Consider the following 23,783-nt stretch of genomic DNA (forward strand, 5'->3'; position numbering starts at 1 on the left):
CGCACCCAAACACACCCGCCTTCTGGCGGGTTTTTTCATTTCTGGAGCCCTGAAAATGAACAAAGCCATTCGTGCGCTTCAAGAGCGCAAGGCAAAGGCCGTCGCGGAAGCCCGCACGCTTCTCGACGCCGCAAACGCGGATGCCCGCGAGATGACCGAAGAGGAAGTCGGCAAGTACGACGCCCTCACGGCCCAAATCAACGGCATCAACGCGCAAATCGCCCGCGAAGAAGCCCAGGCGGAAGCCGAACGCTCGGTCACGCTGCCGGCCGCAGAAGGCGCCCGCGTGGAAGTCGTGGAAAACGTGGAACGCGACCCGAAGCGCGGTTTCTGCAGCTTCGGCGAGTTCGCACGTTCGGTGCAGGCCGCTGCCAACAATCAAGGCTCGCTGCCTGACCGCCGTTTGCTGATCGGTGCTTCTGCGCCGACCACCTACGGCAACGAAGCGGGCGGCGTCGATGGCGGTTTCCTCGTACCTCCTGCTTTCTCGGGCGAAATCTTCACGCTCTCGCTGGAAGACGATGCGTTGTTGCCGATGACGGATAACGTCAACGTCGGCGGCAACTCGATGGTGTTCCCGAAGGATGAAACGACCCCGTGGGGTACTGACGGCGTTCGTGCGTACTGGCAACAAGAAGCCAGCGCGGCCACCGCAACGAAACCGAAGCTCGGCACCTCGCAAATGCGCCTGCACAAGTTGATGGCGCTTACCCCGATTACGGACGAATTGCTGGCCGACACCAACGCCCTGCAATCGTACCTGCCGGGTTTGATGGCTCGTTCGATCCGCTGGAAGACCAACGAAGCCATTCTTTACGGCACTGGCGCGGGCCAGCCCGAAGGCGCATTCAACGGTGCCGCCTCCGTGGCCGTCTCCAAGGAAAGCGGCCAAGCGACGCAGACAGTGTTGCTCGCCAACATCACGAAGATGATTTCGCGCCTGCCCCCGGGCTCGTTCCCGCGCGCTGTGTGGCTCATCACGCCCGACGCCCTGCCCTCGCTGTTCGGCCTGACGCTGGGTAACTACCCCATCTATCTGCCGATTTCTGCAGGCGCCCAAGGCTCGCCCTACGGCACGTTGATGGGGCGCCCGATCATGGTCAGCCAGCACGCCGCCGCGTTCAGTTCGCAAGGCGATATCTCGCTTGTTGACCTGAATTTCTATCGGACGCTGACGAAGGCGGGCGGCATCGAAATGGCAACGTCCATGCATCTCTACTTCGATGCCGATGCAACGGCCTTCCGTGCAACGTTCCGTGTGGATGGTCAACCCAAGATCGTGCAGCCAATCGCGCAGGCCAAGGGCAGCAACACCCTTTCGCCGTTCATCCAACTGCAAGCCCGCTAATCGACCCAGGACCGGGCCTAGGCCCGGTCTTCGATCCCCCTTCATGGAGAAATGACCATGTATCCGAACGCAAAAGCAAGCGAACAGGTAGCGCTGTTGGCCGTCATCAGCCCTTCGAGCCAAGCCACGGGCGCGGCAACTTCCGGCTGGATTTCGGCGGCGAATTTTCAAAAGTTTCTCGCCCTGATTCAAACCGGCGTGCTCGGCACCGCCGCCACCGTCGATGCCAAGTTCCAACAGGCCACCGACAGCAGCGGCACGGGCGCAAAGGACATTACCGGCGCAGCTATCTCGCAAATCGAGAAGGCCAGCGGCGACAACGTGCAAGCCGAACTCAACCTTGATGCGCAGCAACTCGACGTGTCGGGCGGTTTCAGCTACGTGCAACTGTCCGTGACCGTCGGCGCAGCGGCAAGCCTGACTTCGGCGGCCGTGCTCGGCTTCGTGCCGCGCTTCGCCCCGGCGTCGGCTTCGAACGCAACGTCGGTCGTGCAGGTCGCCAACTAAGCAGCGCAACTAGGCCGCAGGGGGTGCAACCCCTTGCGGCCTTCCGAACATGCCCGAAATCCTCGTTACGCCGCCGACTGGCGAACCGCTCGACCTTGCCGACGTGAAGACGCATTTGCGCGTGACAGACACATCGCAAGATGTGTTGATTGCGGCCATGCTGTCGGGCGCGCGCCAAGCGGCAGAGACGAAGACGCGGCAACAGCTTCTGTACGCCCGCTATCGGCTCGTCATCGATAAATTTCCGATGGCAGGCGTAGGCACGCTGTACCCGTTTGAGCATGTGGTGAACATGCCCGCTTACGGGATCATTCTGCCGCATGCCCCTGTGGTGGATATCGTGTCGATTCAATACCTCGACATGAGCGGCACACTTCAAACGGTGGACCCGAGCGTATACACGGCCAATCTCGCGTTGATGCCGTCCATCATCACGCCGCGTTTCGGCCAGATTTGGCCCATTCCGCTGCCGCAAATCGGCGCGGTCACTGTGACGTACGACGCGGGCTATGCGGCGATGATGACCGTCGTGAACGCGGGCGCTGGCACGTTCAGCATTAGCGGTCCCGTGACGCACGCTGTGGGCGACTTGGTGCAGTTCTATAACAGCGGCGGCGCGCTTCCTGGCGGCCTCGTGGCGAAAGCGAACTACACCATTGCGAGCGCTAACGCAGGCGTCTACACCGTGAACAACGCAGCGGGCTCGCCTGTGACGTTCTCAGACAGCGGAAGCGGCACGAACTATTGCGGCGTCGTGCCCGAAGGTATCCGCAACTGGATTTTGATTCGCGTTGGCTCCCTGTATGAGAACCGCGAAGAAGTCGCCATCTTGAACCGGGGCAAGGTTGAAGAATTGCCGTTCATCGATGGCCTGCTAGACCCGTATCGGATTTCCCTGCCATGACCACGCGCGTGCGTGCCGGGCAGCTTACGCGGCTGATTTCGATTCAGCTGCGCACCACCACGCAAGACAGCTTCGGCCAACAACTAACGACGTGGACCGAAGTAAAAAAGGTCTATGCGTTCATCGAAGCGCTGTCAGGGTTTGAGCGCGCGGCCGGTCAATCGATGTTCACGGACGTTTCCCACCGCATCACTGTGCGTTACGACGCGATCTTCGCCGACCCCAAGGTCGTTGCCGCTTATCGCGCTGTGTACAACGGCCGCAACTTCAATATCCAAGTTGCGCAGAACATGGACGAAGAAAACGCGGTCATCGAATTGATGGCCGCCGAGGGCATGAACGATGGCTAACAACTTCCAATGCGTTAGGGGCGTGGGCGAGTTGTTGGAAGCGATGCGCGCCCTACCGCAGAACATCGCAAAGAACACCCTACGCGGTGCCGTCAATGCGGGCGCATCGGTGTTTCGCAAAGAAGCCGTGCGCCTCGCGCCGGTCTATACGGGCATCCCTTACCGCTATCCCGACGAACGCGTAGACCCGGGCCTTTTGAAGCGGGCCATCTATCAAAAGCACATGCCGGGCAATTCGAACGCGACGACGCAAACCTACATCGTGGGCGTGCGCTCTGGTAAGGGCAATCGCTTCCGCAAGCGCGGCAAAGGCTTTGTCGGCATGGATGCCTATTACGCGAAGTGGGTGGAATTTGGTCATTGGTTCGTGCCACCGCGCCCGCAAGGCGTAGGCAAGAAACAGCATCGCAGCCGCTACGCGACGCCACCGGGTCTCTATGTTCCCGCGCGCCCATTCATGCGGCCCGCATTCGACACCAAGAAAACGGAAGCCGCGCAAGCCATCGAAAACTACTTGCGCAAGCGCATCGCCGACGAGACGTATAAGCGGGGTTCAACCGATGCCGACGATTCAGGAACAACTCTGCTCGCAGCTTAACGGCGTGGCGTCGGGCGGCATCTATCCGCTGACGGCCGAACAGAACGTCACGCCGCCTTACATCGTCTATACGCGCGTGCCTAGCGCGATAGAAAACACGTTGTCGGGTAACGGGAATCCGCCCATCAACAACACGCGCTTTCAGCTTGACGTATGGGCGACGACCTACGCCCAGGCGCAGAGCACAGCGGCAGCGGTGCGCGCCGCAATGTCGTCGTGGTCAGTGCAGAACGTTCAGCTACTTGAACACGACGAATACGAGGCAGATGTAAGGCTGTTCCGTGTGATTTTGGATTTCTCTGTTTGGCATTACTGACGACCCGCCGCCCCGGCATCCGAGCCCGCTTCTAGCGGGCTTTTTTTCTTTTGGAGCACACAAAATGGCTTCGACCGCGTTTTCGGCCCAAGGCTCGACGTTCCAAGTATCGAGCGGCAACGGCACTGCAAAGAACATCACCGCTATTGCGCTTGGCAATCCGACGATCATTACCGCGACTGCGCACGGCTTCAACAACGGCGACGTTGTGACGCTCGCGGCCATCGGCGGCACAACCGTTTTGAACGGTCTTTCTGTCGTCGTGACCAACAAGACGACCAACACGTTTGCCGTGAACGTGGATACGACGGGCGGTTCGGCCTACACGTCGGGCGGCACCGCAACGCCTGTCGCCTGGGTGGCGGTCGGCAACTTCAAGACCATCAAGGGCTTTGACGGCAAGATTGCCAAACTCGATGCGACGAACCTTTCCAGCACCGCGAAGGAATGGCGCGCTGGCCTGCTCGATCCGGGTCAATTCTCGTTCGACGTGGACGTAGACAACACCGACGCCGGGCAAACCGCGTTGCAGAACTACCGCGCGAATTCGACCATCGCCAACTTTAAGTTGACGCTCCCCAACTCGCACACCGCGACTTTCTCGGGCTTCGTTGAATCGTTCCCGTGGGATGGCGGCGTTGACAAGATCGTCAGCGCAACCGTGAACCTCATCATCAATGGCCCGGTTACTTACGCATAAAGGGGTTTGAAATGGCACTGACGAAAGAGCAAATCCTTGCGGCTTCCGATATCACGACCGAAGCCGTAGACGTTGCGGAATGGGGCGGCTCGGTCATCGTTCGCGCGATGACCGGCGCCGCGCGCGATGCGTACGAGGCGAGCATGGTTGTGCTGAAAGACGGCCAGCGCGTTGCCGACCTCACCAACATGCGCGCCAAGCTCGTTGCGGCCACGCTCGTTGATGACGCGGGCGAATTGCTGTTCAAGACGGCAGAGGAAGTGCAAGCGCTCGCAGGCAAGAGCGCCAACGCGCTTGAAAAGCTGTTCAAGGTCGCGCAACGCCTTAACGGCTTGGCACCCGACAGCACGGAAGAAGCCGCAAAAAACTAGAAGCCCGCCCCGAACGGCGCTTTTACTTTCGCCTCGCGCTCTCGCTGGGAATGACGGTCAAGCAGTTGCTTTCCGTCATCGACAGCGCAGAGCTAACCGAGTGGGCGGCCTTTGATCGGCTTGAGCCCTTCGGCGAGACGCGCGCCGATTTGCGGGCGGGGATCGTAGCGGCGGCAACAGCAAATCACAGCTACGCGCGTCCCGACACGCCTTACAAGGCGTCCGACTTCATGCCGTTTTTGAAGCGCGACGACGACAAGCCCGTGTTGCTGCAAGACCCCGAACAGCAAAGCAAACTGATTTTGTCCCAAGTTTTCCTAAAGGACTGAAACATGGCCTCGTCTCTCGGTTCCCTGATTATCGAGATTCAGGGCAACGTTGCGCGCCTTGAGAACGACATGCGCCAGATGGAAGGCGTCGTCAATACGCACGTGGGCCGCATCGACAAGGCGGCGGAAAGCGCGGGCAAGAGCATCGAAAACATTGGCAGCGGTTCAAAGAACGTCGGGCGCATCAAAGGCGTAGATGAGATGGTCGATCAGATGGACCATCTCAATTTCAAGACGGTCGCAGCACGTCGTGAATTGCTTGTCCTGGCGCACGAGGCGTCGCAAGGCAATTGGACAAAAATGTTTGGCTCAGTGATGGTGCTTGGCGAGCGTATCGACGCCATGAGCCTGATTTTCAGCAAGACGGGCGCGACCATCCTTGGCCTTACTGCGCTGTTCGCTGGCTTCGTCGTGGCCGTCGCTAAGGGCGCGATTGAAGCCGAGCAATTGCGCAAGTCACTGGAATTGACCAACAACGCAGCGGGCGTGACGGGCTCTTCGTTTAGCGACTTGGCGCGCTCGATTGCCGACAGCACCAACAAGACCATTGGTTCCTCGCGCGAAGCCCTTGCGGCCATCGTTGCAACGGGGCAATTCACGCGCACGCAACTGCAATCCGCGTCGGCCGACATTATGGCGATTGCCGCTCTCACGGGCGGCGAGATGGAAAAAATCGCGGAAGACTTCGGCAAGATGCGCGAGGGCGTGAGCAAGTGGGCGGAGGAACATAACCGCGCGTGGCACTACATGAGCGCGGCGCAATTCGACTACATCCGCAACCTTGAAAACACGGGCCAAACTGAGAAAGCCTTGATGGCGAACCTTGAAGCGCTGCATTCGCGCTTCGCCGACACGTCGCAAGAAAAGCTAGGCATCGTCGTACGCATGTGGCGCGCGGTGCGGAATGAAATCAGCAACGTTGTCGATGCGCTCAAGTCGATTGGCCGCCCTGAAACGACCGCAGATCAAATCCGGGGCCTTGAAGCGATGCTTAAGGGGGTCAAGGTTGACAACGACCCCAGCAGCACAATGTTTAAGTGGCGCCAGCAAAAGGAGCAAGAGCTTGCGAACCTGCGCGAAATGCAGCGCATGGAAGCCGCGCAGGCCAGCCGGCAAAGTATCATCGACCAGCAGCAGCAAGCCGCGATCAAGGCTACCGATGACCTAGAAAAGCTGCGCATCCAGTTCGACAAGGCCGCCGCCAAGCAAAAAGAAATCAACGAAGTGAACGTTCGGTTTCAGGAATTGGCGATTGGCAATCCCAACTCGCCGTTGCTTAAGGGCGTGCAGGTCAAGGGCAGCGAGCAATCGGGCTTCGCGTTCTCTGGCGGCGAGTATGACCGCATCATCAAGGGTATCAACGACCGCTATAAGGACAAGAGCCAAGCGGGCATTGATAAGGCCAATCTAGAAGCGCGCCTTCGCCCCATCGAAGACGAAATCAAGGCGCAGGATGCATTGCTTTCGCAGCGCGAAGCGATGCTTAAGCGCTATCACGAAGCCGACCAGATTTCGACGGCCGACTACTACGCCGGGCAGCGTGCAGCCATCGAAGAACACATCGACAAGGTGCGCGCCGACTATGCCCGCGAGGCACAGATTGTGCGCGAGTTCTCCAAGACCGCCAGCGATGAGCGTCAGCGCATCGAAGCGAGCACCAAAGCCAAAGACCTTGAAGAGCGGATGAACCGCGCCATTGCTGCGGACATGACCAAGTTGAATGAACTTGTTCCCCAGCAAGCGAAGGAAATGGAGACGTACCGCCTTGAAGTCGAAAAGCTCAACGCCGAGTTGGCGAAGCTGCACGGCCATCTAGGCGAGAACGTCGCCGAGAACTTCGACCGCATGCACGACAAGCTGACGAAGCAAGCCACGCTCCAAGGCGATACGGGCACGCTTGACCGCTTGGCTGAGACGAAGCGCCTCACGGTCGCGCAAGGCGAACTTAACGAACAGAACAAGCAAGCGCAAAACATCCTTGAAGGGTTGCGCGTGCGCGAAGACGGCGTTAATCAGGCGGTGCGCCTAGGGCAGACGAACGAAATTGACGGCATGTTGCAAATCGGGCAGGCGCGCGCCGACTCGCTGCGGCAACTGCAAGCCATCGGCGACAAGATCAACGAGATTGCGATTGGCTCGGGCAATGAACAAATGCTTTTGTTCGCTACGCAGTTCGACCAAAAGCTAAAGGACATTCAAGGCAGTAGCGACGTGCTCGGGAACAAGCTGTCTACCGCATTCGGCCATCAGTTCGCCAAAGACCTTGAAGCCGTTGTCAATCGTACGAAGTCGCTGAAAGATGCGGTGTTGGACTTTGCGAATTCCATCACCAACATGATTACGCAGATGGCCGCCAACTCGCTTGCGCAGCAGCTTTTCGGCGGCCTGTTCAGTTCTGCCGGTTCTGGTGGCGAAAGCGGCGGCGGCCTGGGCGGTCTCATCGGCATGGTTGCAAGTTACTTCGGCGGTGCGATGGCGGACGGCGGCGAAACGTCGCCGGGCAAGTTCTACCGCGTGAATGAGAACGGCCCCGAGCTTTATACCGTGGCGAACCGTACCTATCTCATGTCGGGCAACCAAAGCGGCAGCGTGACGCCGGTTGGCAGCGGCGTCATGTCGGGCGGTCGTTCGACCGTCATGCACATGAATATCAATGTTCCGCCCGGCACCTCCCGCCAAACAGCGCAGCAACAAGCCGCTGAAATCATGCGGCATGCGCAGATTGCGTCCGTGAGGAACACGTAAAAATGGCCTTCCTAGAATCGACGCGTTTCCCCGACAACATCGCATTCGGCGCCGTCGTGGGTCCGACATATCTAACCGTTATCACGCCCGTCTATTCGGGCCGTGAGGCCCGGTCTATCGCTTGGACGCAATCACGCTGTCACTTCGAAGTGGGGCGCCGCATGATGAACGCCAGCGACACGGCATTGCTCGATGCCTTCTTCCGTTCCGTGAAAGGCCGTGCAAATGGCTTCCGAATCAAGGATTGGACCGACTACACCGTCACCACTTCCAACGGTCTGCTCGTCACGACCACGGCGCCCGGCGTGTTCCAACTCGCGAAGACCTACATCACCGGCGCACTCAACGAAACACGCAACATTGCAAAACCTGTCGTCGGTACTGTGCAGCCGTATCGCAATGGCGTTCCCGTAACGGCTGGCTCTTCCGCAGGCAATTACTCGGTGGATACGACTACGGGCCTTGTAACGTTCGTCGCCGATGCATCCCAGGGCATCACGGCCAACACGCCGGGCGCAACGACCGTCCTGAACTTCGCCGCGTCGCTCACGGGCGCCACGGTCGGCCAATATGTCGCCGTGAGCGGGGTTAGCGGTACGCTCGGCACGACGCTTAACGGCAAGCTCTGGCAGATCACGGCCACCGGCACAAACCAAATCACGATTGCCGCCGCGACCACGGGCAACACCGGTAGCGGTGGCACTGTGTCGCTCTATCCGCAGAGCGGCGAAACGCTGACGTGGGCCGGCCAATTCGATGTGCCCGCGCGGTTCGATGTGGACGAGATGAAGAAACAAATCATCGACCGCAACGGCCCGAGCGGCGACCTGCTAGTCGATTGGGGTTCTATCCCCATCGTTGAAATCCGGGTTTGACATGCGCAATATCTCGACCGCGCTTGCCGCTCACTTGGCGGGTGACACCCTCACTGTCTGCACGCTCTGGCTCATCACGCGCAAAGACGGCCAGCAATTCGGGTTCACCGATCTTGACCGCGATGTAACGTTCAACGGCTTTACGTACAAGACCGCAGGCGGCTATACACATTCGCAGATCGACAACAAGAGCGACTTGTCTGTTACGAACATGGAAGTAACGGCCCTGTTCGATTCCAGCGCGATACAGCAAGTCGATATTGAGGCGGGCTTGTGGGATAACGCGGCCGTCACGATTTCGCTTATCAACTACGCCGACTTGACCCAGGGCGCGGCCATTCTGCAAGCCGGTTCGCTCGGTCAAGTGACGTTGCTGAACGGCCAATACAAGGCGGAGTTTCGCGGCCTCGCGCAGATGATGCAGCAGACTGCGGGCGAGCCTTTCAGCCCGACGTGCCGCGCGAGCCTAGGCGACAGTCGATGCACCATAGCGCTCGGGCCACTGACGGCCACCGGGACCGTTACCGGCGTCACAAACACTTTCACATGGCTCGATACAAGCCTGACGCAGACGGGGCCGACCGTCGCTTACACCGACACGCGCGGCCACAAGATACCGACCACGGGGCCATACACGATTAAGGTTGTGCCGCCCACTGGCGGGGCGTTCGTCGCTGACGGCGGCGTCACGGATTCAACCGGCAACGTGTGGACGCAGGTTGTCAGCGGCCCAGGCGCGCAGCAATACAGCGTCGCATCTGACGGCACCTATACGTTTGACGGTAGCGATAATCCGGGCTGGGAAGTGTTCATTTCCTACACCTACAGCATCGGCTATTTCGCATATGGCACCGTGACCTTCCTGACGGGCGCAAACGCGGGATACAGCACCGAAGTTAAGAGCTTCGCGCCGGGCGTCGTCACGGTTGCGCTTCCGTTCCCGTTCCCTGTTTCCGCTGGCGATACCTACACCATCGTTGCCGGTTGCGACCGCACGTTCGGCACGTGCAAGACGCGCTTTAACAACGTCGTCAACTTCCGGGGCGAGCCCTACGTACCCGGCGCCGACACCACCCTACGGCCCCAATCGACATGATTACGCGCGCTGAATTCGTGGCAGAGGCTAGGACATGGCTCGGCACTCCCTGGGTTCACCAAGGCCGTTTTAAGGGCCTTGCCGTCGATTGTGTGGGCCTAGTCATGGAGACGGCGCGCGCGCTTGACCTGTGCGACTTCGAATTCACGAACTACGAACGCAAACCAACAGGCGAAATGCGCATGTACTGCGATCAGTTCATGCTGCCGATCCCGCTTGAAGAGGCGAGCGCCGCCGACGTGCTTTTGTTCGCGTGGAACAACAGCCCGGTACACCTCGCCATCTTGACCGGGCCGGATACGATCATTCACGCCTTTGCTGTCAACCGTCGCGTTGTTGAACACCGCTTCGATGAACGTTGGCGCGCGCAGATTGCCGCCGCCTATCACGTGCCGGGGGTTGAATAATGGCCGTCCTAGCTGTCGCCGCAGTAGGCGCCGCTATCGCAGGGAGCGCCGCAGCAGCCACGGGCGTGATGGCGGTTGCCACCGCCGTGCAAATTGGTTGGATGGTCGGCGCCCTTGTGGGCAACATGTTCTTCGGCCCGAAGCCACCGAGCCCGAAAATCAATGACGTTCGGGTACAAGATAGCGCTTACGGCAAGATCATCCCGCGCGTTTATGGCATGTACCGCGTTGCGGGTAATGTCATGTGGGCGGGGCAGCCGCATCAACACACGTCGGGCGGCAAAGGCGGCAAGGGCGGCGGCGGTCAAACTGTGGTGCGCATGTCCTTTGCCATCGGCTTGTGCGAGGGGCCGATTAAAGGCGTGCGCCGCATTTGGGCCAACGGGAAACTCGTCTACGACATTTCGAACCCGTCAAACTTCGCGGCCATCAGCGGCAGCAATCAGATGCTGTCTAACTTCGTCGTCTACAACGGCGAAGAGACGCAATTGCCTGACCCGACGATGGAATCGCAGCTTGGTTCCGGCAACGTGCCTGCGCATCGCGGCCTCGCCTATGTCGTGTTCAATGAGCTTGACCTGTCCGAATGGGGCAACTTCCTCCCGTCGTTCTCGTTCGAGATTGTGACGGGCGTTAGTACCTCCTACGTGATGGGCACCGTGGGGCAGTACACGCAAGGCCAGTCGGTCGGCACCTTCACGGGCCTGTCAGCACAAGGCGGCTATCACGTTGATTTCACGGGCTACCCTGCGGGCCAATACATCGGCGTCGGCGTGCAGAACTTCACGCCCTATGGCATCCAGTTCGATAACCCGATGGGCCAAGGCGCTTACGTCATTCCTTCCGACGTGCCGAGCTGGGGCGCATCCGTACAAGCCAGTTGGTCGGACTCGCCCGGCTTCCTTGGCTATAGCTCCGGTACTTACAATTGGTACACGCTCGACGGCTTCATCCAGTACGGTGTAAGCCCGCTCCCAAGCGGCGCGGTCGGCATCGGGCGAACGTTCGTGAAGCTCGGTAATAACGTCTGGGCCTCTTGCAACTATGGGGGCATGAACTTCCCCATTGTCGGGTTCACGCTTGGCCTGCAAAACAACCCGACGGGCGCGGGCCAAATCTTCGCAACCTCAACGCTTCAAAAGCCCTTCGAAATGCTGGGCGTGACGCAATCGTACGTGTATGCGTCCGATGGGGCGTATCTCTATCAGTTCAACGCGACGACGCTTGCTGTCGTTCAGCAATGGCCTGTCTCTATCGGGCTCGGCCTGAACCAAGCGCAATGCGGCCACGCTGTCGATGACCGGCACGTGTACATCTACGGCGCGGGGCGCCTCTATTGCTTCGATTCGACAACCGGCGTTGCGACCCTGCTAGGGTCGGGCTATCCCGCTTTCGGCCAGACGATGCAGTCTGTGAGCCCTGGCCTGTTCCTCGTCGGGGATGGCGGCGGCGTAAATGACACGCTGTATTACATCGCGCTCACGTTCGCAACGTCGGGCTCGGTGGGCATGCCGCTGTCAACCATAGTCGCCGATATCTGTTCGCGCGCTGGGCTCTCCCCTTCTCAATACGACGTGTCCCAAATTACGGACATTGTTGCGGGCTACGCCATCACGACCAACGCTTCCGCGCGTGACAATCTCGGGCCGCTCATGGGCGCCTATTTCTTCGACGTGACCGACGCAGACGGGAAGCTGACGTTTGTTAAGCGCGGCGGCGCGACGGTTGGCACGTTCGCTTACGGCGACCTGGGCGCGGCAAATAACGTGGGCGACCCCACCAACGAAACGCCGCTGCAAGTCATGCGCGCGCAAGAGCTTGATTTGCCGAAGCAACTCACGCTGACCTATTGCGGGCTCAACAATGACTATCAGATGAGTTCGCAAATTGCCTTCCGCACGACGACGAAATCCAACAAAGAGGCAACGATTTCCGTTCCCATCTGCCTGGGTGATGACGAGGGTTTGCAGAAGGCGCAAACAATGCTTTGGAACGCGTGGCTGGCGCGCGAAGAGTTCACCTTTACGACCTCGCTTGCCTACCTGAAATACGTACCGAACGACGTTGTAACGCTGCAAGGGGCAAACGCGAGCTATACGGTGCGCCTCGTTGATTGCCAGTTCGACGCGCAAGGCGTGCTCAAGTGGACGGCGCTTAGTGAGGCGCCCGCGATCTATACGAGCACGGCGGCCGGTGGGCCTAATGCGGGGTTCCCGAAACAGTCTGTGCCCTACAGCGGCCCGTCTGACATTGTTGTGTTGGACGTGCCGCCGCTGCGCGCTTCCGATACTTCCCCGGGCCTCTATATCGGGGCGACGGGCTACACGTCCGCGTGGCCCGGCTGCACGGTGGAAATCTCGCGCGACGGGAACAGCTACACGGACTTTGTTGCTATTACCGGCGAATCGGTCATCGGTTCGATGCGCTCGGCGCTCCCCAACTTTTACGGCGGCAATCAGCCCGACGAATTGAGTACGGCAACGGTCGTTGTTGATATGGGCTCGCTCGCGTCCGTGTCCTATGCCAACTTCCTTGCGGGCAACAGCGCGGCAGTGATTGGCAATGAAATCGTGTATTTCCGCAACGCCACCCTGATTGCAACCAACGCATACCGGCTGTCGGGTTTCCTACGCGGCGTAGGTGGCACGGAATGGGCGATGGGCTCGCACGTCAACGGCGAACAGTTCATTTTGCTTGGCAACACGCTGGCATCGGTGGGGCTGAACGTTCATGACATTGGGAGCAAGCTGTATTTTGAATCGCGCTTGCTCAATATCTTTTCCGGGCAAGTCACGCCCGCGCGCTCACTGACACCGACGAATGCACGCGTTCAACCGCTGTCGCCCGCCCTGTTCCGTGCGCTGCCCGGCTCGGTGGTGAGCACAAGCGATATTTCCCTGTTCTGGATGCGGCGCGCGCGCGTCAATGCGGCTTGGCTCAACGGCGCGGACGTGCCGCTAGATCAGCAAACAGAGTCATATCAATTGACCATCCAGAACAGCACGGGCGCGATAGTGCGCACGGCCACCGTGCTTGCCGCGCAAACCTACGTCTACACCGCCGCGAACATCACGGCCGATGGTTTCAGTAGTGGCAACACAATCAATTTCAGCGTTGCGCAAAACAGCGATCTAGGCGTGCTGGGCCGCGCCGCATCCGCGACGATCACGAGGTAACAAGCCATGTCCAACAGCACGACGCTACTTGACACCATCGCCGCGAATCAGGCTTCAAAAGAAGTCATCATGAACGCGCTTGCGGATGCGTTCAGTCCCGCATCGTTGTGGGGCCGTCACGCCAGCGCTTGCAATGGCCTCACGTGGGGCTACTACGGCGGCAACTATCAAATCGGGCTCACGTCCAACGCGATTGCCAACGGCACCGTAACGCTCACGGCGAGCACGACAAACTATCTTTTTGCCGACCCCACAAACGGCGCCGTGTCGATCAATACAACGGGCGTGCCGTCCGGCAAGATTTCGCTTTACAGCATCGTCACGGGCACCACCAGCGTTACGAGCTACACCGACTTGCGCAGCTATCAGCCGAGCGCAACGCCGCCCGTGTCTTCCAGCGGCGTGTATGACATTGGTATCTATGTAGAAGGTTTGACGACCAACAGCGAAATCGTGTGGGAGTTCGTAGCCCCGCGCGGTTGGACGCTTCCATCTGGCGCGTCAGGCGCGGCAGTCGCCCAGGTAGCGGCAACCGGTTCGACAACCTACACGCTTGCCAAGAATGGCACTTCGATAGGCACGATTGTGTGGGCCGCATCCGGCACGGTCGGGACCATCTCAGTTACATCAAGCACGAGCTTTGTAGCGGGCGACATTCTTTCGCTGACCGGCCCAGGGACAGCAGACGCAACCCTAGCAAACATCGCCGTCACGCTCGCAGGCACGCGACCCTAACCGAACTTCAACCGCACACACAAACGCCCTACGGGGCGTTTTTTTTCGTCTATCGGGAGCACGACCATGACAGTCGGGATTGGCACTGCGGTGCGTAACGCGATGCTTAACGCCATCACCACGGCGACGGGCGGTAGCGCGGTTATCACCATCTACAACGGCACGCGCCCGGCCACTGGCGGCACGGCGACCACGGCGCTTTGCACGCTCACATGCAACGTTGTTTTCGCCCCTGCGGCTTCTGGCGGCGTGCTAACGCTCAACTCAATTTCGAACGGCACGGCTTCGACAAACGGCACGGCGACGTGGGCGCGGCTCGCAACGTCGGGCGGGACTTTCATCATGGATATGGACGTTGGCACGAGCGGCACCGACGTAAACCTCAACACCACCACCACGATTGTTAGCGGCGCGACAGTGAGCATTTCCGCCGCGCAGATCACCGCAGGCAACCCCTAATTTGGAGCCCATGAAATGACCATCACTTTTTATCGGTCTACCGACACGTCGGCGCCCACGCTCACGGGGCAAGTGGGCTCTCTCACGACGTTGCTAGACGCCATCCTTGTGAACGGCTACGGCTCGCAACCCGCAGCAGGTTGGACGATTGCATACACGGGCACGAACCAACGCGACTATAAGCAGGGAACCGGCTCTAATGGCTTTTACGTGGATGTAAACGACAACGGCCCAGGCGGCGGCGGCGCACGTGAGGCACGCATGCGCGGCTACGAAGCCATGACCGCACTTGCGACAGGTACGAATGCGTTTCCAACGTCTTCGCAAATGTCTGCGGGCGTCATCTGCCGCAAATCCACTTCGGCGGACTCAACGACGCGCGCGTGGTATTGCGTAGCCGATGCGACGTGCTTTCATCTCTTCGTTGATACTGGCGACGTGACAAGCCCGAGCTATTCATTCTGTTTCAGCTTTGGCGACTTCTTTTCTTACAAGTCGGGCGACACGTACAACTGCCAGATTCAGGGGCGCACCACCGAGAACAATAGTAGCGGAAGCGTCGAATCCCTCCCCACGCTGTGCGGGCAAACCAATGCGCTTATTGCGTTGGCTTCGCGCGCTTCCTTTCTCGCGCGTAGTTGGACCGGCACCGCTGGGAGCCTCGCCTTTAGCAAACACGGCGCGTTGCTGTCAGTTCAGAACGGGAACACCGAGGGTGCCATGGGCGGCATTCCTAACACCACTGGCAGCGCTATCGGTATGCAGCCGAACGGCCCTGACGGCTCAATCATGATGTCACCCGTTTTCGTCGGTCATAACGGGGCCGTGCGCGGCTACTTAAAAGGCATCTGGGCACCGCTCGCGCCGCAGCCTTGCGGGCACACCGACACGTTTAGCGGTACTGGCAACATGGCGGGCAAAACGTTCATCGCGTTGAACGTGCAGAGCATCAACAACAACGGCCCGCAGCAAGGAATGATGTTCGTTGAAACTTCGAACACGTGGAGTTAAGCCATCATGGCAACGCACCTGTATTGGCGGCTTAACTTCGCCTCGCCCACGAACGGCAGCAACCCAGCGGTGGCGGAAATCGCCATGCATACGACAGTGGGCGGCTCGAACGTATGCACCGGGGGCACCGCAGGCGGCACGAACATTAACGGGAGCTTTCCCGCGACGAACGCTTTTGATGGCAATACGGGGACTGACTGTCAGACGACCTCTTCCTCTTCAACGATCAGCTATCAATTTGCCAGCGCCCAGGCCATCGTTGAATACACCGTCACCTCTTCGGCAAGCCTTGCGGCGTCGTTTGCCCCCGATACGTGGACGTTTGAATTTAGCGACAACGGCACGACGTGGACGGTCGCGCATTACGTGCGCAATCAGGTCGGATGGGCCGCCACTGAAACCCGAACTTTCGCGGTATCGGAAATCGGCAACGCCTATCTGAAAGCCCAGCTCGCCGCCGTTCAAACGACAACCCCTGTGGGCAATGGCGCGCGGCTTCTCGCTATGCGCTCGGCGGGCACCGCAACGACCGTGAATGGCGTTGTAAGCGTGCTAGGTGCCGTCACCGCTGGCATTATCGTTGTGGCATACGACAAGGCTTCCCGCATGCCGATTGGGCGTGCTGTGAGTGCGGCCGATGGTTCTTACTCCATCAATTGCGGCGGCTTCACCAACGTCTACGTTGAGGCGTTCGACCCGACGAGCTATCAGATGATCGGCTATGACGAAGTTACGCCGGGGTAAGCCATGCCATATACGCCGCCCGCACACAGTGCCGTCAATTTCAACTTCAAAGGCACATACACCCCGCCTGCGCACAACGCCGTCAACTTCAACTTTGGTATCCCGTTGGACGTGCGGCTGGCAAACGCTACGGTCAGCATTACCGCGTCAGAAAACAACATGTGGACTTCCACGCTTGCGAATGCAACCGCGAGCATTTCCGCGTTTCAAAGCGGCACGATTGGCACGCAGCTAGGCAATGCAACCGCAAGCATGACGGCGACCATGACGCCGAAGCAAAGCCGCAAGCGACGGACGATTCAGGCTATTACGGGATAGCGCGCCGAACTAAAAACAAATTTGGAACGGGGGACTTCATGACGGATTTTGTTTTTAAGGACATAGGCACCGTTCTAGGCACTATCGCGGGCGCGCTCGTCGTGGGGTCCGCGCTCATTTTTCGCGCTTGGACGCGGCTAAAGCTCGACCATCAAATCGGGGCATCGGAAGAGGCGGCACTTAGGACGCTGACAGCCGCCGTTGAAAACTGGCGCTCGCTGTATGAGCACGCATCATCCCAAGTGATAAAGGAACGGGAGATGCGCGAAGCCGCCGAACTTCGCGCCATGGATACGACACGCGAGCTAGAAGAGCTACGCGGGCAGGTTGCCGAGCTTAAACGCGAGGTGCAACGCCTGACGGAAGCTGTCAACCGGATTCCAAAGGAGTGACCAAGATGCTAGACATTCGTGAACGCGCGCGGCGCATATGGTCACACATGGATGGCCCGCTTGGCATCTTGCTTGTACTCATCGCTATTTTTTCGCTTGGATGGTCAATCCGGGCATGGCAGGACAGCGCGGAAATAAGCCGCATTGATGCGCGCGTGCATAGCGTGCAAGCGTCCATGTCGCAGCTTTGCACCGACCGCGTAACCGATATCACGAGTGCCTACAACTTGCGAGAAAAGGCGATTGATGCGCTGTTGAAAGAGCAAACCGACCGCATCACGGAACAGTCCGGGCGCATTAGCGAACAGTCAAAGCACATCGCCGAACTTAGCCGCGAGCTTGCATCGCTGGGCAAGACCACAAGCGATATTCGCCGCAGGCAACAACACGCGCTTGCAACGCGTGACGACAGCACAAAACAAGTTGCCACGGAAGCCGCGAAACAAACCGTTGAGCAAACCAACGAGCAAGCGCGACGCCTCATCAATCGCGCCGTCACGAAGCCCAGCAAATGAAAGTCGCTCTCTTGCTCTTGGCGCTCTTGCTGTCCGCGTGCGCGCCCGCGCGCTGCCCGCCGCTGCCTCAGATGGCACCGGGCCAGACATTGCAGGAATACACAATCGATGTAGTGATGCGATACAACGCATGCAGGGGGGAATGATGGCGGATAACTTTGATCGAGCCTTCGCAGTCGTCGTCGGCATCGAAGGCAACTACTCGAACCCCGACCCGGAAGTCGATCCAGGCGGCGAAACGAATTTCGGCATCAGCCACCGCGCGTACCCCGAACTTGATATCAAAAGCCTGACGCTTGCCGACGCGAAAGCCATCTACGCCAAAGACTATTGGCGCGAAGTGTGTTGCGATCAAATGCCGTGGCCGCTCGCGCTACTCGTCTTTGACGGCGCCGTGAACCAAGGGCAGCCCGCGACCAAGCGCACGTTGCAGCAAGCGCTAGGCGTCGCGGTCGATGGCGTCATCGGGCCGAAGACGATTGCGGCGTGCTTCAAGGTCACGGCCGAGCAAATGGCAATCTTCATGGCGCTGCGCGCGCTGGCCTACATGCAGGCGAAGAAATTCGACCCGAACAAAAAGGGTTGGTTTAAGCGCCTCTTCCTTGTGACCATGAACGGGGGCGACTATGGCATGGGCTGACGCGCTACCCGTCATCGGCAAACTTGCGCCGATGATCGCTGCGGGGCTGGGTGGACCGCTTGCGGGCGGCGCGGTCGCGGCGCTTGAAGCGTGCTTCGGCATCACGCCCGATAACAGCAAGTCCATGGAGGATCGGCAAAGCACTGTCGCCGCCGCCATCGCGGGCGCCACGCCCGAACAACTCGCGGCCATGCAGAAAGTCAATCTTGACTATCAGGCACGCATGACTGAAGCCGGGTTTGCCAATGAGCAAGCCCTTGCGAAGCTCAAGCAGGAAGAGACGCTTGCCTACGTCAGCGACACGGCCGACGCACGCGCTAAAAACGCCGCTAACGACCGCGTGTTCGTCATGGGGGTAGTTATCCTCCTGACCTTCGCTGTCGTCATGGCGGCGGCTTTATGGGCTTCCTATGGCCTTTTGACAGGCAACGTGGTCTTGCGGGATGCTTCCGTCGTCGGCTTGGTCGCGGGCTTCGTTGGAACCATCATCGGTTACGTGGCCGCGAACGCCCAACAGGTCGTGTCGTTCTTCTTCGGTAGCAGCCGGGGGAGTGAGACGAAAACCGATGCGATGGCGTCGGCCTTCGCCGCGCAGTTCGGCAGGCCAGCGGACAAGCCCGCGAAGTAGGCGAAAAAAAAGCCGGATGGGGGAGCCATCCGGGCTATGGCGCTGCCTTTCGGGCAGAAGTGCAAAGCTATGCAGCGTTGGCAATCTGCGCCCTCTCTGCCTTGACGACCTGCACGACGGCCTTTTCGGGCGGGTACTCGAAATGGACGCCAGCCTGTTCAATCATCCATTGCTCGATACGCGTATGCCAAAAGCGCAACAGGTCAATCGGGCGCTGCGTATAGTGCTTTTCCGCAATCGCACTGGGTTTGTGGCCCATGATTTGAGCCCGAACCCCCACGGGCAATTCCACCCATTCCGCAAGGCTGTTGAACGACCGACGCAGGCCGTGCATGGAGATGTGCGGCAAGCCCGCATCCCTGAGCGCCCGCCCGTGCGCGATGCGCGGTTCGGCAATCTTCCCTTCCTCCGCTTTCGGGCTCGAAAACACGTAGTCGTTGACGTGCGGCAGCCCCTTTAACAGCATCGCAAGATAGGGCGTCAGTGGAATGACCCGTTCTTCTTCCACCTTGTCGCCGATCTTCATACTTCCCCACTTGAAATCAACGTCATCCCACTTGACCCCCGCCAATTCCTCACGGCGCGCGCCCGTGATGAGCACGCCTTGCAGGTAGGCGGAAATGACACGGTTAGGCAAGGCGCGAACCGCTTTGAACCATGGCGCCAACTGCTCGCGCTGCAATGCGTCGGTCTTCACCTTAGTTTTCGGCAAGGCGTCTTTGACGGCATCGTCAAGGTACGACTCATCGGGGATAAGGCCCCGGTACTCTTCGCGGCGTTTCGTCCAACGGATGAAAGCCCGAAGCATACGGAAGCACAGCGCGGCCATGGTCGGGCGTGCTTTCGTATGGCTTTCCAGCCATTGCGCAATCCGCTGGCCCGTAAGCTGGGTCAGTTTCACGCCGCGCAGGCTGACAAGCGGGCCGGGATTGGTGACACCGCCGCCGCGCTTCCTGGCCTTGCCGCCAACGTCGGCATACTTAACGTGGTCTTCGTAGTTGCGGGCGCTCCATTTCGCGCGCTTCGCGGCCACATACGCATCCCAGGCATCACCGAACGTCACGGCCGCGCGCACGACCGCCGTTTGCTTGGCTTCATGCTCTGCTTCGCGTTCCTTCTTTTCCTCGCGCGGGTCTTTCCCTTCGCGCAGCAGGCGCCGCAGGCGGGCGGCTTCTTCCTGAGCATCGCCGATGCTCCATCCGCGCGGCTCGCCAATCGTCATGCGGATAGTTTTGCCGTGTAACTCGCCCTGAAAGATGAATGCCTTAGAACCGTTGGCGGTAGCACGAAGCCCAAGCCCTGGGCTTGAAATGTCCCACATGAATGATTGCTGTTTGCCAGCCTCACAAGCGAAAGCGGACACCTTTTTATGCGTGAAAGTCTCGGCGGCCATTTGGGTATCTCCGATGATCCGTGAATAGTCCGTAGGTCTTCCATGTACGGGCCATGTAAGGAATTGTCTGCCGAAAGAGACACACAGAACAATACAAAATCCGTAGGTTAGGCCGTTTTCCTCAATGCTGGCGCGGGTCCGGCAACTTACACGCATTCGAAGACATGCGAGGAAATCATCACACGGCGAGACTCTTAATCCGTAGGTCGAGTGTTCGAGTCACTCACGCCCCACCAGAACTCGCGTAGAAAGCCCAGTCCTCACCGACTGGGCTTTTTGCTTTGTGCGCTCCGAAAATGTGTCGGCAGGGGTAGCCCACTGTGTGGAACCCCTACCCCCTTCCTTCAAATCACCAGCGCCGGTTTGCCCCACTGCCGCTCCACGCGGTCCGACACCGAAGCCTTGCTTCCCTGCAGCAGCACGTCCACAGGAATGCCTGTGAGGATCTTGATCGCGCCGCGCACTGCTTCGGTCATGCATCTGCGTTGAGACGCGGCATCTTCCGCTGCGACATTGCGCATGAGCGTGGTATGCGTGGCCCTGAGCGCCGGCACCCTCGCGGTGACATCCGCGTCAGGCCGACGGCTGACACCCGTGACAGCGTGGCACACGCGGTCGCTACCCAGCATCGTCGTGTCGTATTGCACGACGACGACCAGGCCGGCGTTGTCGAGCACCTGGCTGAAGTCTGGCGAGATCAGATCGGCAACCAGATCTGATGGATTGATGGTGTTGTCGCCATAAGCGGCGATCGTGGCGCCATGCACTGCACTGGTGGTCACCAGGCAACTCAGTGCGAGTGAGACAGCAATATGCTTCATGAACTTCCGCATGGAACTTGCGTTGGCCTGGCCGAAATCGGCGCGCTCCGCTCCGATGAATGACATCGGCAGCAGAGCGCCGATCACACTGACCAGCTACGCGGTAGCAGCCGCCTTGGTCTTTTTGGTGGTGCGCTTTGCAGCGGGCGCCTTCGCTTGGACTTGCGCGCGCACGGCCGCCACGAGCAAGGTGAATATCTCGCGGTGCTCTAACATCTGGGCACGATTGAGCAGAGAGAGCATGTTGACGTTGCCGCTGCCCGGCGCCTTCCGAACCTCATCGAGATAGTTCAAGCGATAGAACGAGGTGCGCAGCCATTGATACGACCCTTCATCGCCAAAGGAATCCCATATGGCATCCAGGTCGTAGGTGTCCCATTCGGACTCTTCGTACTCCGCCAATTCGTTGAGGTAGTAATGGATGGTCTCGTATTTGAAATTGTCGGAGTCGTCAAACTCGCGCGCGTCGTGGATCTTTCGAACCGTGTCGTGCATCCACTGGGGGGCGCTGTCGGTGAGGCGCACGGTCGCGCCGCTCCTATCCGTCTTGCTGACCATGGCAGCGGACATGGCTTTGGCTGCGTCTTTCGCGGTGGGGTACTTGGTGGTGCTCATGGCGATATCTCCATACGCTGGTGGCGCGCTGCGCCAACCAATGGGCGAGAACATGCTGATCAGCGTCGTGCGCTACATAAGCGCAGCACACGACGCGTGGTCAATCACACCTTGGTGATCTTCGGGAAGGCCTGTGAGGCCAGATCGCCATACGAGCCCGAGCGCGGGCCGCCGTCATAGACGAGCTCCATCTTGCCGGGGTTGTCCAACCGGAAGCGCGAGATAAAGCGGCGCGAATAGCGCGAGCCCATCCTGAACAATGTCCTCGGCGGGTTCGGGCTTTCAACAACGCCGCCGCACAGGTACACGGCACCGTCCGCGTCGAACGCAATGCCGATGTAGCGCGTGTGCCCTGGCAAACCTGGCACCCCAGGGACCTGGCACAGATAGCGTGCCTTCCATTCGGTCAGCGACTTCGTATCGTCGACCACCCACAGGTGACCGTGCGGGTTGATCAAGTAGGCGCGATCGTTGCCATCAAAGGCAAGGTCGGTCACCCACTGGTTTTCGTTGGGGCCGAACGGCACCGGCCCGCCGCCGCCCGCCGACCGAACGGTCAGGCGCTGCGCGCCAATGTTCGGATTGTTCGGATCGTGCTGGAAATGGGTGATTTGCGGATTCTGCGCATACAGCGTGAACCCCCGGTTGTCTTGCCGGAACGCGAAGCCATCGGTCGAATAGCCCATCTTCACCGACAGGCCCGGCATGTGCTGCTTCACGCCGTTCTTCTCGCGGTACACATCGGTCAGGTTCCAGACGTAGTAGTTCCAGCCATCCGTTGTGATGGCGTTGCTCTGGCCCATGGCGCGATTGTTGTCCACCACCTTGCGCTTGATGCCGCCCGTCTTGGGGTCGTGGATGTAGATGTCGCTGTTGTCGTCGTAGTTATTGGCGGCCCACCACGTCTGGTCGCTCAGCACGATCGCGTAGAGATCGTCGTTCATGCGAACGGGCTCTTTCTTTTCGGGCGGCGGCGCGACGGGCGGTTCCTTCGCTGCTGGCGGATCCTTCTTGGCCGGCGCTTCCGGCTTGCCGCAGTCTTCGCAGGGTGCATCTTCTTCGCTGCCCGGCGTGGTGCGGCTGCCGCAGATCACCTTTTCCAGCATCGCCTGGAAACCGCCCAGCGCTTCCTTGTCGGTGAACGCCTGGCCACCGGTTTCGCTCGCCACGCGCGCGAATTCCGACTCGAGCTTCTTGCGGTCCGCGGCCTTGGTCTTGGCCGGGCTCGGGCCCAGGTACGTATGCACACGCACGTCGCCCGCTTTTGCGACCTTGATGGCGTTCGTTGCGGCGTCGATGTCTTCCTGGTCGACCAGGCCACCGCCGAAGAGCGCTTCATCGCTCAAATACAGGATGGCTTTCTTGGCGCCGCTGCGCCAATCAAAGTGGTTGGTGACATCTTCAATGGCCAGCGCACCATCTTCCTGGGCACCGCCTTCGGCCACCGAGCCCTTGATCCGCCCTTTCAGCGTGGACTCGTCGGCCTTGGCCTTGCCGGTGAGGTACTTGCGCACGGTGGTCGTAAATTTCGTGCTACCGAACGTGCCTTCTACGCCCAGGTATTCGACCCGCAGATCCGACGGGCAGTGATCCTTGGCGGCCGCAATGGCCGCGGTCACCGCCTCGCTCAGCGCGACGGCTTGCGGGCGCATCGATGCGCTGGTATCGATCACCACGACGAGGTCGACGGCAGGAATCGACACCGTGCCTGCTTTGGTTTCAGCCATGTTCACCCTCTCCTAATTCGATTCAAGAACTGCCCCGCATGCCCCATGACATGCAGGGCACGT

27 protein-coding genes are annotated in these 23,783 nt (G+C 59.8%); 23 read left to right on the forward strand and 4 right to left on the reverse strand.

Annotation, left to right across the window (positions count from 1 at the left end):
• Nucleotides 1-55 precede the first annotated feature (55 nt).
• From ACS7SF_RS02855 to ACS7SF_RS02965, 23 genes are all read left to right on the forward strand, one after another.
• Nucleotides 56-1,348: a phage major capsid protein gene (locus ACS7SF_RS02855; RefSeq protein WP_439891596.1), complete on the forward strand. Its 1,293-nt coding sequence runs from the start codon at nt 56-58 to the stop codon at nt 1,346-1,348.
• 57 nt (nt 1,349-1,405) lie between these two features.
• Complete coding sequence (locus tag ACS7SF_RS02860) at nt 1,406-1,855, forward strand: hypothetical protein (protein ID WP_439891597.1); 450 nt, start codon at nt 1,406-1,408, stop codon at nt 1,853-1,855.
• A gap of 49 nt (nt 1,856-1,904) precedes the next feature.
• Complete coding sequence (locus ACS7SF_RS02865) at nt 1,905-2,759, forward strand: head-tail connector protein (protein WP_439891598.1); 855 nt, start codon at nt 1,905-1,907, stop codon at nt 2,757-2,759.
• Nucleotides 2,756-3,109 (forward strand): phage head closure protein, encoded by a 354-nt coding sequence (locus ACS7SF_RS02870; protein ID WP_439891599.1) that lies wholly within the window; start codon nt 2,756-2,758, stop codon nt 3,107-3,109. Before ACS7SF_RS02865 ends, ACS7SF_RS02870 begins: the two co-directional genes overlap by 4 nt.
• A complete protein-coding gene (locus ACS7SF_RS02875) occupies nt 3,102-3,707 on the forward strand; it encodes an HK97-gp10 family putative phage morphogenesis protein (RefSeq protein WP_439891600.1) in 606 nt (201 codons plus the stop codon). Before ACS7SF_RS02870 ends, ACS7SF_RS02875 begins: the two co-directional genes overlap by 8 nt.
• Entirely contained in the window at nt 3,670-4,023 is a 354-nt protein-coding gene (locus ACS7SF_RS02880) for a DUF3168 domain-containing protein (RefSeq protein ID WP_439891601.1), read from the forward strand. The genes ACS7SF_RS02875 and ACS7SF_RS02880 overlap by 38 nt, the downstream gene beginning before the upstream one ends.
• 64 nt (nt 4,024-4,087) lie before the next feature.
• Nucleotides 4,088-4,723, forward strand: a complete 636-nt coding sequence (locus ACS7SF_RS02885) for a phage tail tube protein (protein WP_439891602.1) — start codon at nt 4,088-4,090, stop codon at nt 4,721-4,723.
• An 11-nt stretch (nt 4,724-4,734) separates the two neighbouring features.
• Complete coding sequence (locus ACS7SF_RS02890) at nt 4,735-5,094, forward strand: hypothetical protein (RefSeq protein ID WP_439891603.1); 360 nt, start codon at nt 4,735-4,737, stop codon at nt 5,092-5,094.
• A gap of 50 nt (nt 5,095-5,144) precedes the next feature.
• Entirely contained in the window at nt 5,145-5,423 is a 279-nt protein-coding gene (locus ACS7SF_RS02895; protein WP_439891604.1) for a phage tail assembly protein T, read from the forward strand.
• A 3-nt stretch (nt 5,424-5,426) separates the two neighbouring features.
• Nucleotides 5,427-8,168 (forward strand): phage tail length tape measure family protein, encoded by a 2,742-nt coding sequence (locus ACS7SF_RS02900; RefSeq protein ID WP_439891605.1) that lies wholly within the window; start codon nt 5,427-5,429, stop codon nt 8,166-8,168.
• Between the two features lie 2 nt (nt 8,169-8,170).
• Nucleotides 8,171-9,043, forward strand: coding sequence for a DUF2460 domain-containing protein (locus ACS7SF_RS02905; protein ID WP_439891606.1), 873 nt, complete (start codon nt 8,171-8,173; stop codon nt 9,041-9,043).
• A 1-nt stretch (nt 9,044) separates the two neighbouring features.
• Entirely contained in the window at nt 9,045-10,139 is a 1,095-nt protein-coding gene (locus ACS7SF_RS02910) for a DUF2163 domain-containing protein (protein ID WP_439891607.1), read from the forward strand.
• Nucleotides 10,140-10,243: 104 nt separating this feature from the next.
• Complete coding sequence (locus tag ACS7SF_RS02915; RefSeq protein ID WP_439891608.1) at nt 10,244-10,546, forward strand: NlpC/P60 family protein; 303 nt, start codon at nt 10,244-10,246, stop codon at nt 10,544-10,546.
• A 68-nt stretch (nt 10,547-10,614) separates the two neighbouring features.
• Nucleotides 10,615-13,722, forward strand: a complete 3,108-nt coding sequence (locus ACS7SF_RS02920; protein WP_439891609.1) for a phage tail protein — start codon at nt 10,615-10,617, stop codon at nt 13,720-13,722.
• A 6-nt stretch (nt 13,723-13,728) separates the two neighbouring features.
• Nucleotides 13,729-14,457: a hypothetical protein gene (locus ACS7SF_RS02925; protein WP_439891610.1), complete on the forward strand. Its 729-nt coding sequence runs from the start codon at nt 13,729-13,731 to the stop codon at nt 14,455-14,457.
• A 66-nt stretch (nt 14,458-14,523) separates the two neighbouring features.
• A complete protein-coding gene (locus tag ACS7SF_RS02930; RefSeq protein ID WP_439891611.1) occupies nt 14,524-14,916 on the forward strand; it encodes a hypothetical protein in 393 nt (130 codons plus the stop codon).
• A 15-nt stretch (nt 14,917-14,931) separates the two neighbouring features.
• The gene (locus tag ACS7SF_RS02935) at nt 14,932-15,927 is read left to right on the forward strand and encodes a hypothetical protein (RefSeq protein WP_439891612.1); all 996 of its coding nucleotides are present in this window, start codon (nt 14,932-14,934) and stop codon (nt 15,925-15,927) included.
• Between the two features lie 6 nt (nt 15,928-15,933).
• Nucleotides 15,934-16,671 carry a hypothetical protein gene (locus ACS7SF_RS02940; protein WP_439891613.1) on the forward strand — a complete coding sequence of 246 codons (738 nt, stop codon included), beginning with the start codon at nt 15,934-15,936 and terminating at the stop codon, nt 16,669-16,671.
• Between the two features lie 3 nt (nt 16,672-16,674).
• Nucleotides 16,675-16,989 (forward strand): hypothetical protein, encoded by a 315-nt coding sequence (locus ACS7SF_RS02945; RefSeq protein WP_439891614.1) that lies wholly within the window; start codon nt 16,675-16,677, stop codon nt 16,987-16,989.
• Nucleotides 16,990-17,027: 38 nt separating this feature from the next.
• Nucleotides 17,028-17,381 (forward strand): hypothetical protein, encoded by a 354-nt coding sequence (locus tag ACS7SF_RS02950; RefSeq protein ID WP_439891615.1) that lies wholly within the window; start codon nt 17,028-17,030, stop codon nt 17,379-17,381.
• Nucleotides 17,382-17,386: 5 nt separating this feature from the next.
• Nucleotides 17,387-17,896 (forward strand): hypothetical protein, encoded by a 510-nt coding sequence (locus ACS7SF_RS02955; protein WP_439891616.1) that lies wholly within the window; start codon nt 17,387-17,389, stop codon nt 17,894-17,896.
• Between the two features lie 142 nt (nt 17,897-18,038).
• Nucleotides 18,039-18,536, forward strand: a complete 498-nt coding sequence (locus ACS7SF_RS02960; RefSeq protein WP_439891617.1) for a glycoside hydrolase family 108 protein — start codon at nt 18,039-18,041, stop codon at nt 18,534-18,536.
• Complete coding sequence (locus ACS7SF_RS02965; protein WP_439891618.1) at nt 18,523-19,164, forward strand: hypothetical protein; 642 nt, start codon at nt 18,523-18,525, stop codon at nt 19,162-19,164. Before ACS7SF_RS02960 ends, ACS7SF_RS02965 begins: the two co-directional genes overlap by 14 nt.
• A gap of 67 nt (nt 19,165-19,231) precedes the next feature.
• On the opposite strand, the gene ACS7SF_RS02970 is transcribed toward ACS7SF_RS02965, so the two are convergent.
• From ACS7SF_RS02970 to ACS7SF_RS02985, 4 genes are all read right to left on the reverse strand, one after another.
• Nucleotides 19,232-20,557 carry a tyrosine-type recombinase/integrase gene (locus ACS7SF_RS02970; RefSeq protein ID WP_439891619.1) on the reverse strand — a complete coding sequence of 442 codons (1,326 nt, stop codon included), beginning with the start codon at nt 20,555-20,557 and terminating at the stop codon, nt 19,232-19,234.
• A 344-nt stretch (nt 20,558-20,901) separates the two neighbouring features.
• On the reverse strand, nt 20,902-21,378 hold the full coding sequence (locus ACS7SF_RS02975; RefSeq protein WP_439891620.1) for a hypothetical protein: 477 nt from the start codon (nt 21,376-21,378) through the stop codon (nt 20,902-20,904).
• Nucleotides 21,379-21,474: 96 nt separating this feature from the next.
• Nucleotides 21,475-21,993 carry a hypothetical protein gene (locus tag ACS7SF_RS02980; protein ID WP_439891621.1) on the reverse strand — a complete coding sequence of 173 codons (519 nt, stop codon included), beginning with the start codon at nt 21,991-21,993 and terminating at the stop codon, nt 21,475-21,477.
• 104 nt (nt 21,994-22,097) lie between these two features.
• A complete protein-coding gene (locus tag ACS7SF_RS02985; RefSeq protein ID WP_439891622.1) occupies nt 22,098-23,720 on the reverse strand; it encodes a hypothetical protein in 1,623 nt (540 codons plus the stop codon).
• Nucleotides 23,721-23,783: the final 63 nt, after the last annotated feature.

Origin of the sequence: Ralstonia sp. 25C, assembly GCF_051904805.1 — a bacterium.
Lineage (GTDB): Bacteria > Pseudomonadota > Gammaproteobacteria > Burkholderiales > Burkholderiaceae > Ralstonia.

Coding starts and splice junctions, on each gene's coding strand:
- ACS7SF_RS02985 (WP_439891622.1), bottom strand. CDS start 23,720: ATGGCTGAAACCAAAGCAGGCACGGTGTCGATTCCTGCCGTCGACCTC.
- ACS7SF_RS02865 (WP_439891598.1), top strand. CDS start 1,905: ATGCCCGAAATCCTCGTTACGCCGCCGACTGGCGAACCGCTCGACCTT.
- ACS7SF_RS02980 (WP_439891621.1), bottom strand. CDS start 21,993: ATGAGCACCACCAAGTACCCCACCGCGAAAGACGCAGCCAAAGCCATG.
- ACS7SF_RS02950 (WP_439891615.1), top strand. CDS start 17,028: ATGACGGATTTTGTTTTTAAGGACATAGGCACCGTTCTAGGCACTATC.
- ACS7SF_RS02930 (WP_439891611.1), top strand. CDS start 14,524: ATGACAGTCGGGATTGGCACTGCGGTGCGTAACGCGATGCTTAACGCC.
- ACS7SF_RS02975 (WP_439891620.1), bottom strand. CDS start 21,378: ATGAAGCATATTGCTGTCTCACTCGCACTGAGTTGCCTGGTGACCACC.
- ACS7SF_RS02965 (WP_439891618.1), top strand. CDS start 18,523: ATGGCATGGGCTGACGCGCTACCCGTCATCGGCAAACTTGCGCCGATG.
- ACS7SF_RS02915 (WP_439891608.1), top strand. CDS start 10,244: ATGGAGACGGCGCGCGCGCTTGACCTGTGCGACTTCGAATTCACGAAC.
- ACS7SF_RS02970 (WP_439891619.1), bottom strand. CDS start 20,557: ATGGCCGCCGAGACTTTCACGCATAAAAAGGTGTCCGCTTTCGCTTGT.
- ACS7SF_RS02880 (WP_439891601.1), top strand. CDS start 3,670: ATGCCGACGATTCAGGAACAACTCTGCTCGCAGCTTAACGGCGTGGCG.
- ACS7SF_RS02875 (WP_439891600.1), top strand. CDS start 3,102: ATGGCTAACAACTTCCAATGCGTTAGGGGCGTGGGCGAGTTGTTGGAA.
- ACS7SF_RS02925 (WP_439891610.1), top strand. CDS start 13,729: ATGTCCAACAGCACGACGCTACTTGACACCATCGCCGCGAATCAGGCT.
- ACS7SF_RS02955 (WP_439891616.1), top strand. CDS start 17,387: ATGCTAGACATTCGTGAACGCGCGCGGCGCATATGGTCACACATGGAT.
- ACS7SF_RS02885 (WP_439891602.1), top strand. CDS start 4,088: ATGGCTTCGACCGCGTTTTCGGCCCAAGGCTCGACGTTCCAAGTATCG.
- ACS7SF_RS02935 (WP_439891612.1), top strand. CDS start 14,932: ATGACCATCACTTTTTATCGGTCTACCGACACGTCGGCGCCCACGCTC.
- ACS7SF_RS02895 (WP_439891604.1), top strand. CDS start 5,145: ATGACGGTCAAGCAGTTGCTTTCCGTCATCGACAGCGCAGAGCTAACC.
- ACS7SF_RS02940 (WP_439891613.1), top strand. CDS start 15,934: ATGGCAACGCACCTGTATTGGCGGCTTAACTTCGCCTCGCCCACGAAC.
- ACS7SF_RS02905 (WP_439891606.1), top strand. CDS start 8,171: ATGGCCTTCCTAGAATCGACGCGTTTCCCCGACAACATCGCATTCGGC.
- ACS7SF_RS02960 (WP_439891617.1), top strand. CDS start 18,039: ATGATGGCGGATAACTTTGATCGAGCCTTCGCAGTCGTCGTCGGCATC.
- ACS7SF_RS02855 (WP_439891596.1), top strand. CDS start 56: ATGAACAAAGCCATTCGTGCGCTTCAAGAGCGCAAGGCAAAGGCCGTC.
- ACS7SF_RS02860 (WP_439891597.1), top strand. CDS start 1,406: ATGTATCCGAACGCAAAAGCAAGCGAACAGGTAGCGCTGTTGGCCGTC.
- ACS7SF_RS02920 (WP_439891609.1), top strand. CDS start 10,615: ATGGCGGTTGCCACCGCCGTGCAAATTGGTTGGATGGTCGGCGCCCTT.
- ACS7SF_RS02890 (WP_439891603.1), top strand. CDS start 4,735: ATGGCACTGACGAAAGAGCAAATCCTTGCGGCTTCCGATATCACGACC.
- ACS7SF_RS02910 (WP_439891607.1), top strand. CDS start 9,045: ATGCGCAATATCTCGACCGCGCTTGCCGCTCACTTGGCGGGTGACACC.
- ACS7SF_RS02945 (WP_439891614.1), top strand. CDS start 16,675: ATGCCATATACGCCGCCCGCACACAGTGCCGTCAATTTCAACTTCAAA.
- ACS7SF_RS02900 (WP_439891605.1), top strand. CDS start 5,427: ATGGCCTCGTCTCTCGGTTCCCTGATTATCGAGATTCAGGGCAACGTT.
- ACS7SF_RS02870 (WP_439891599.1), top strand. CDS start 2,756: ATGACCACGCGCGTGCGTGCCGGGCAGCTTACGCGGCTGATTTCGATT.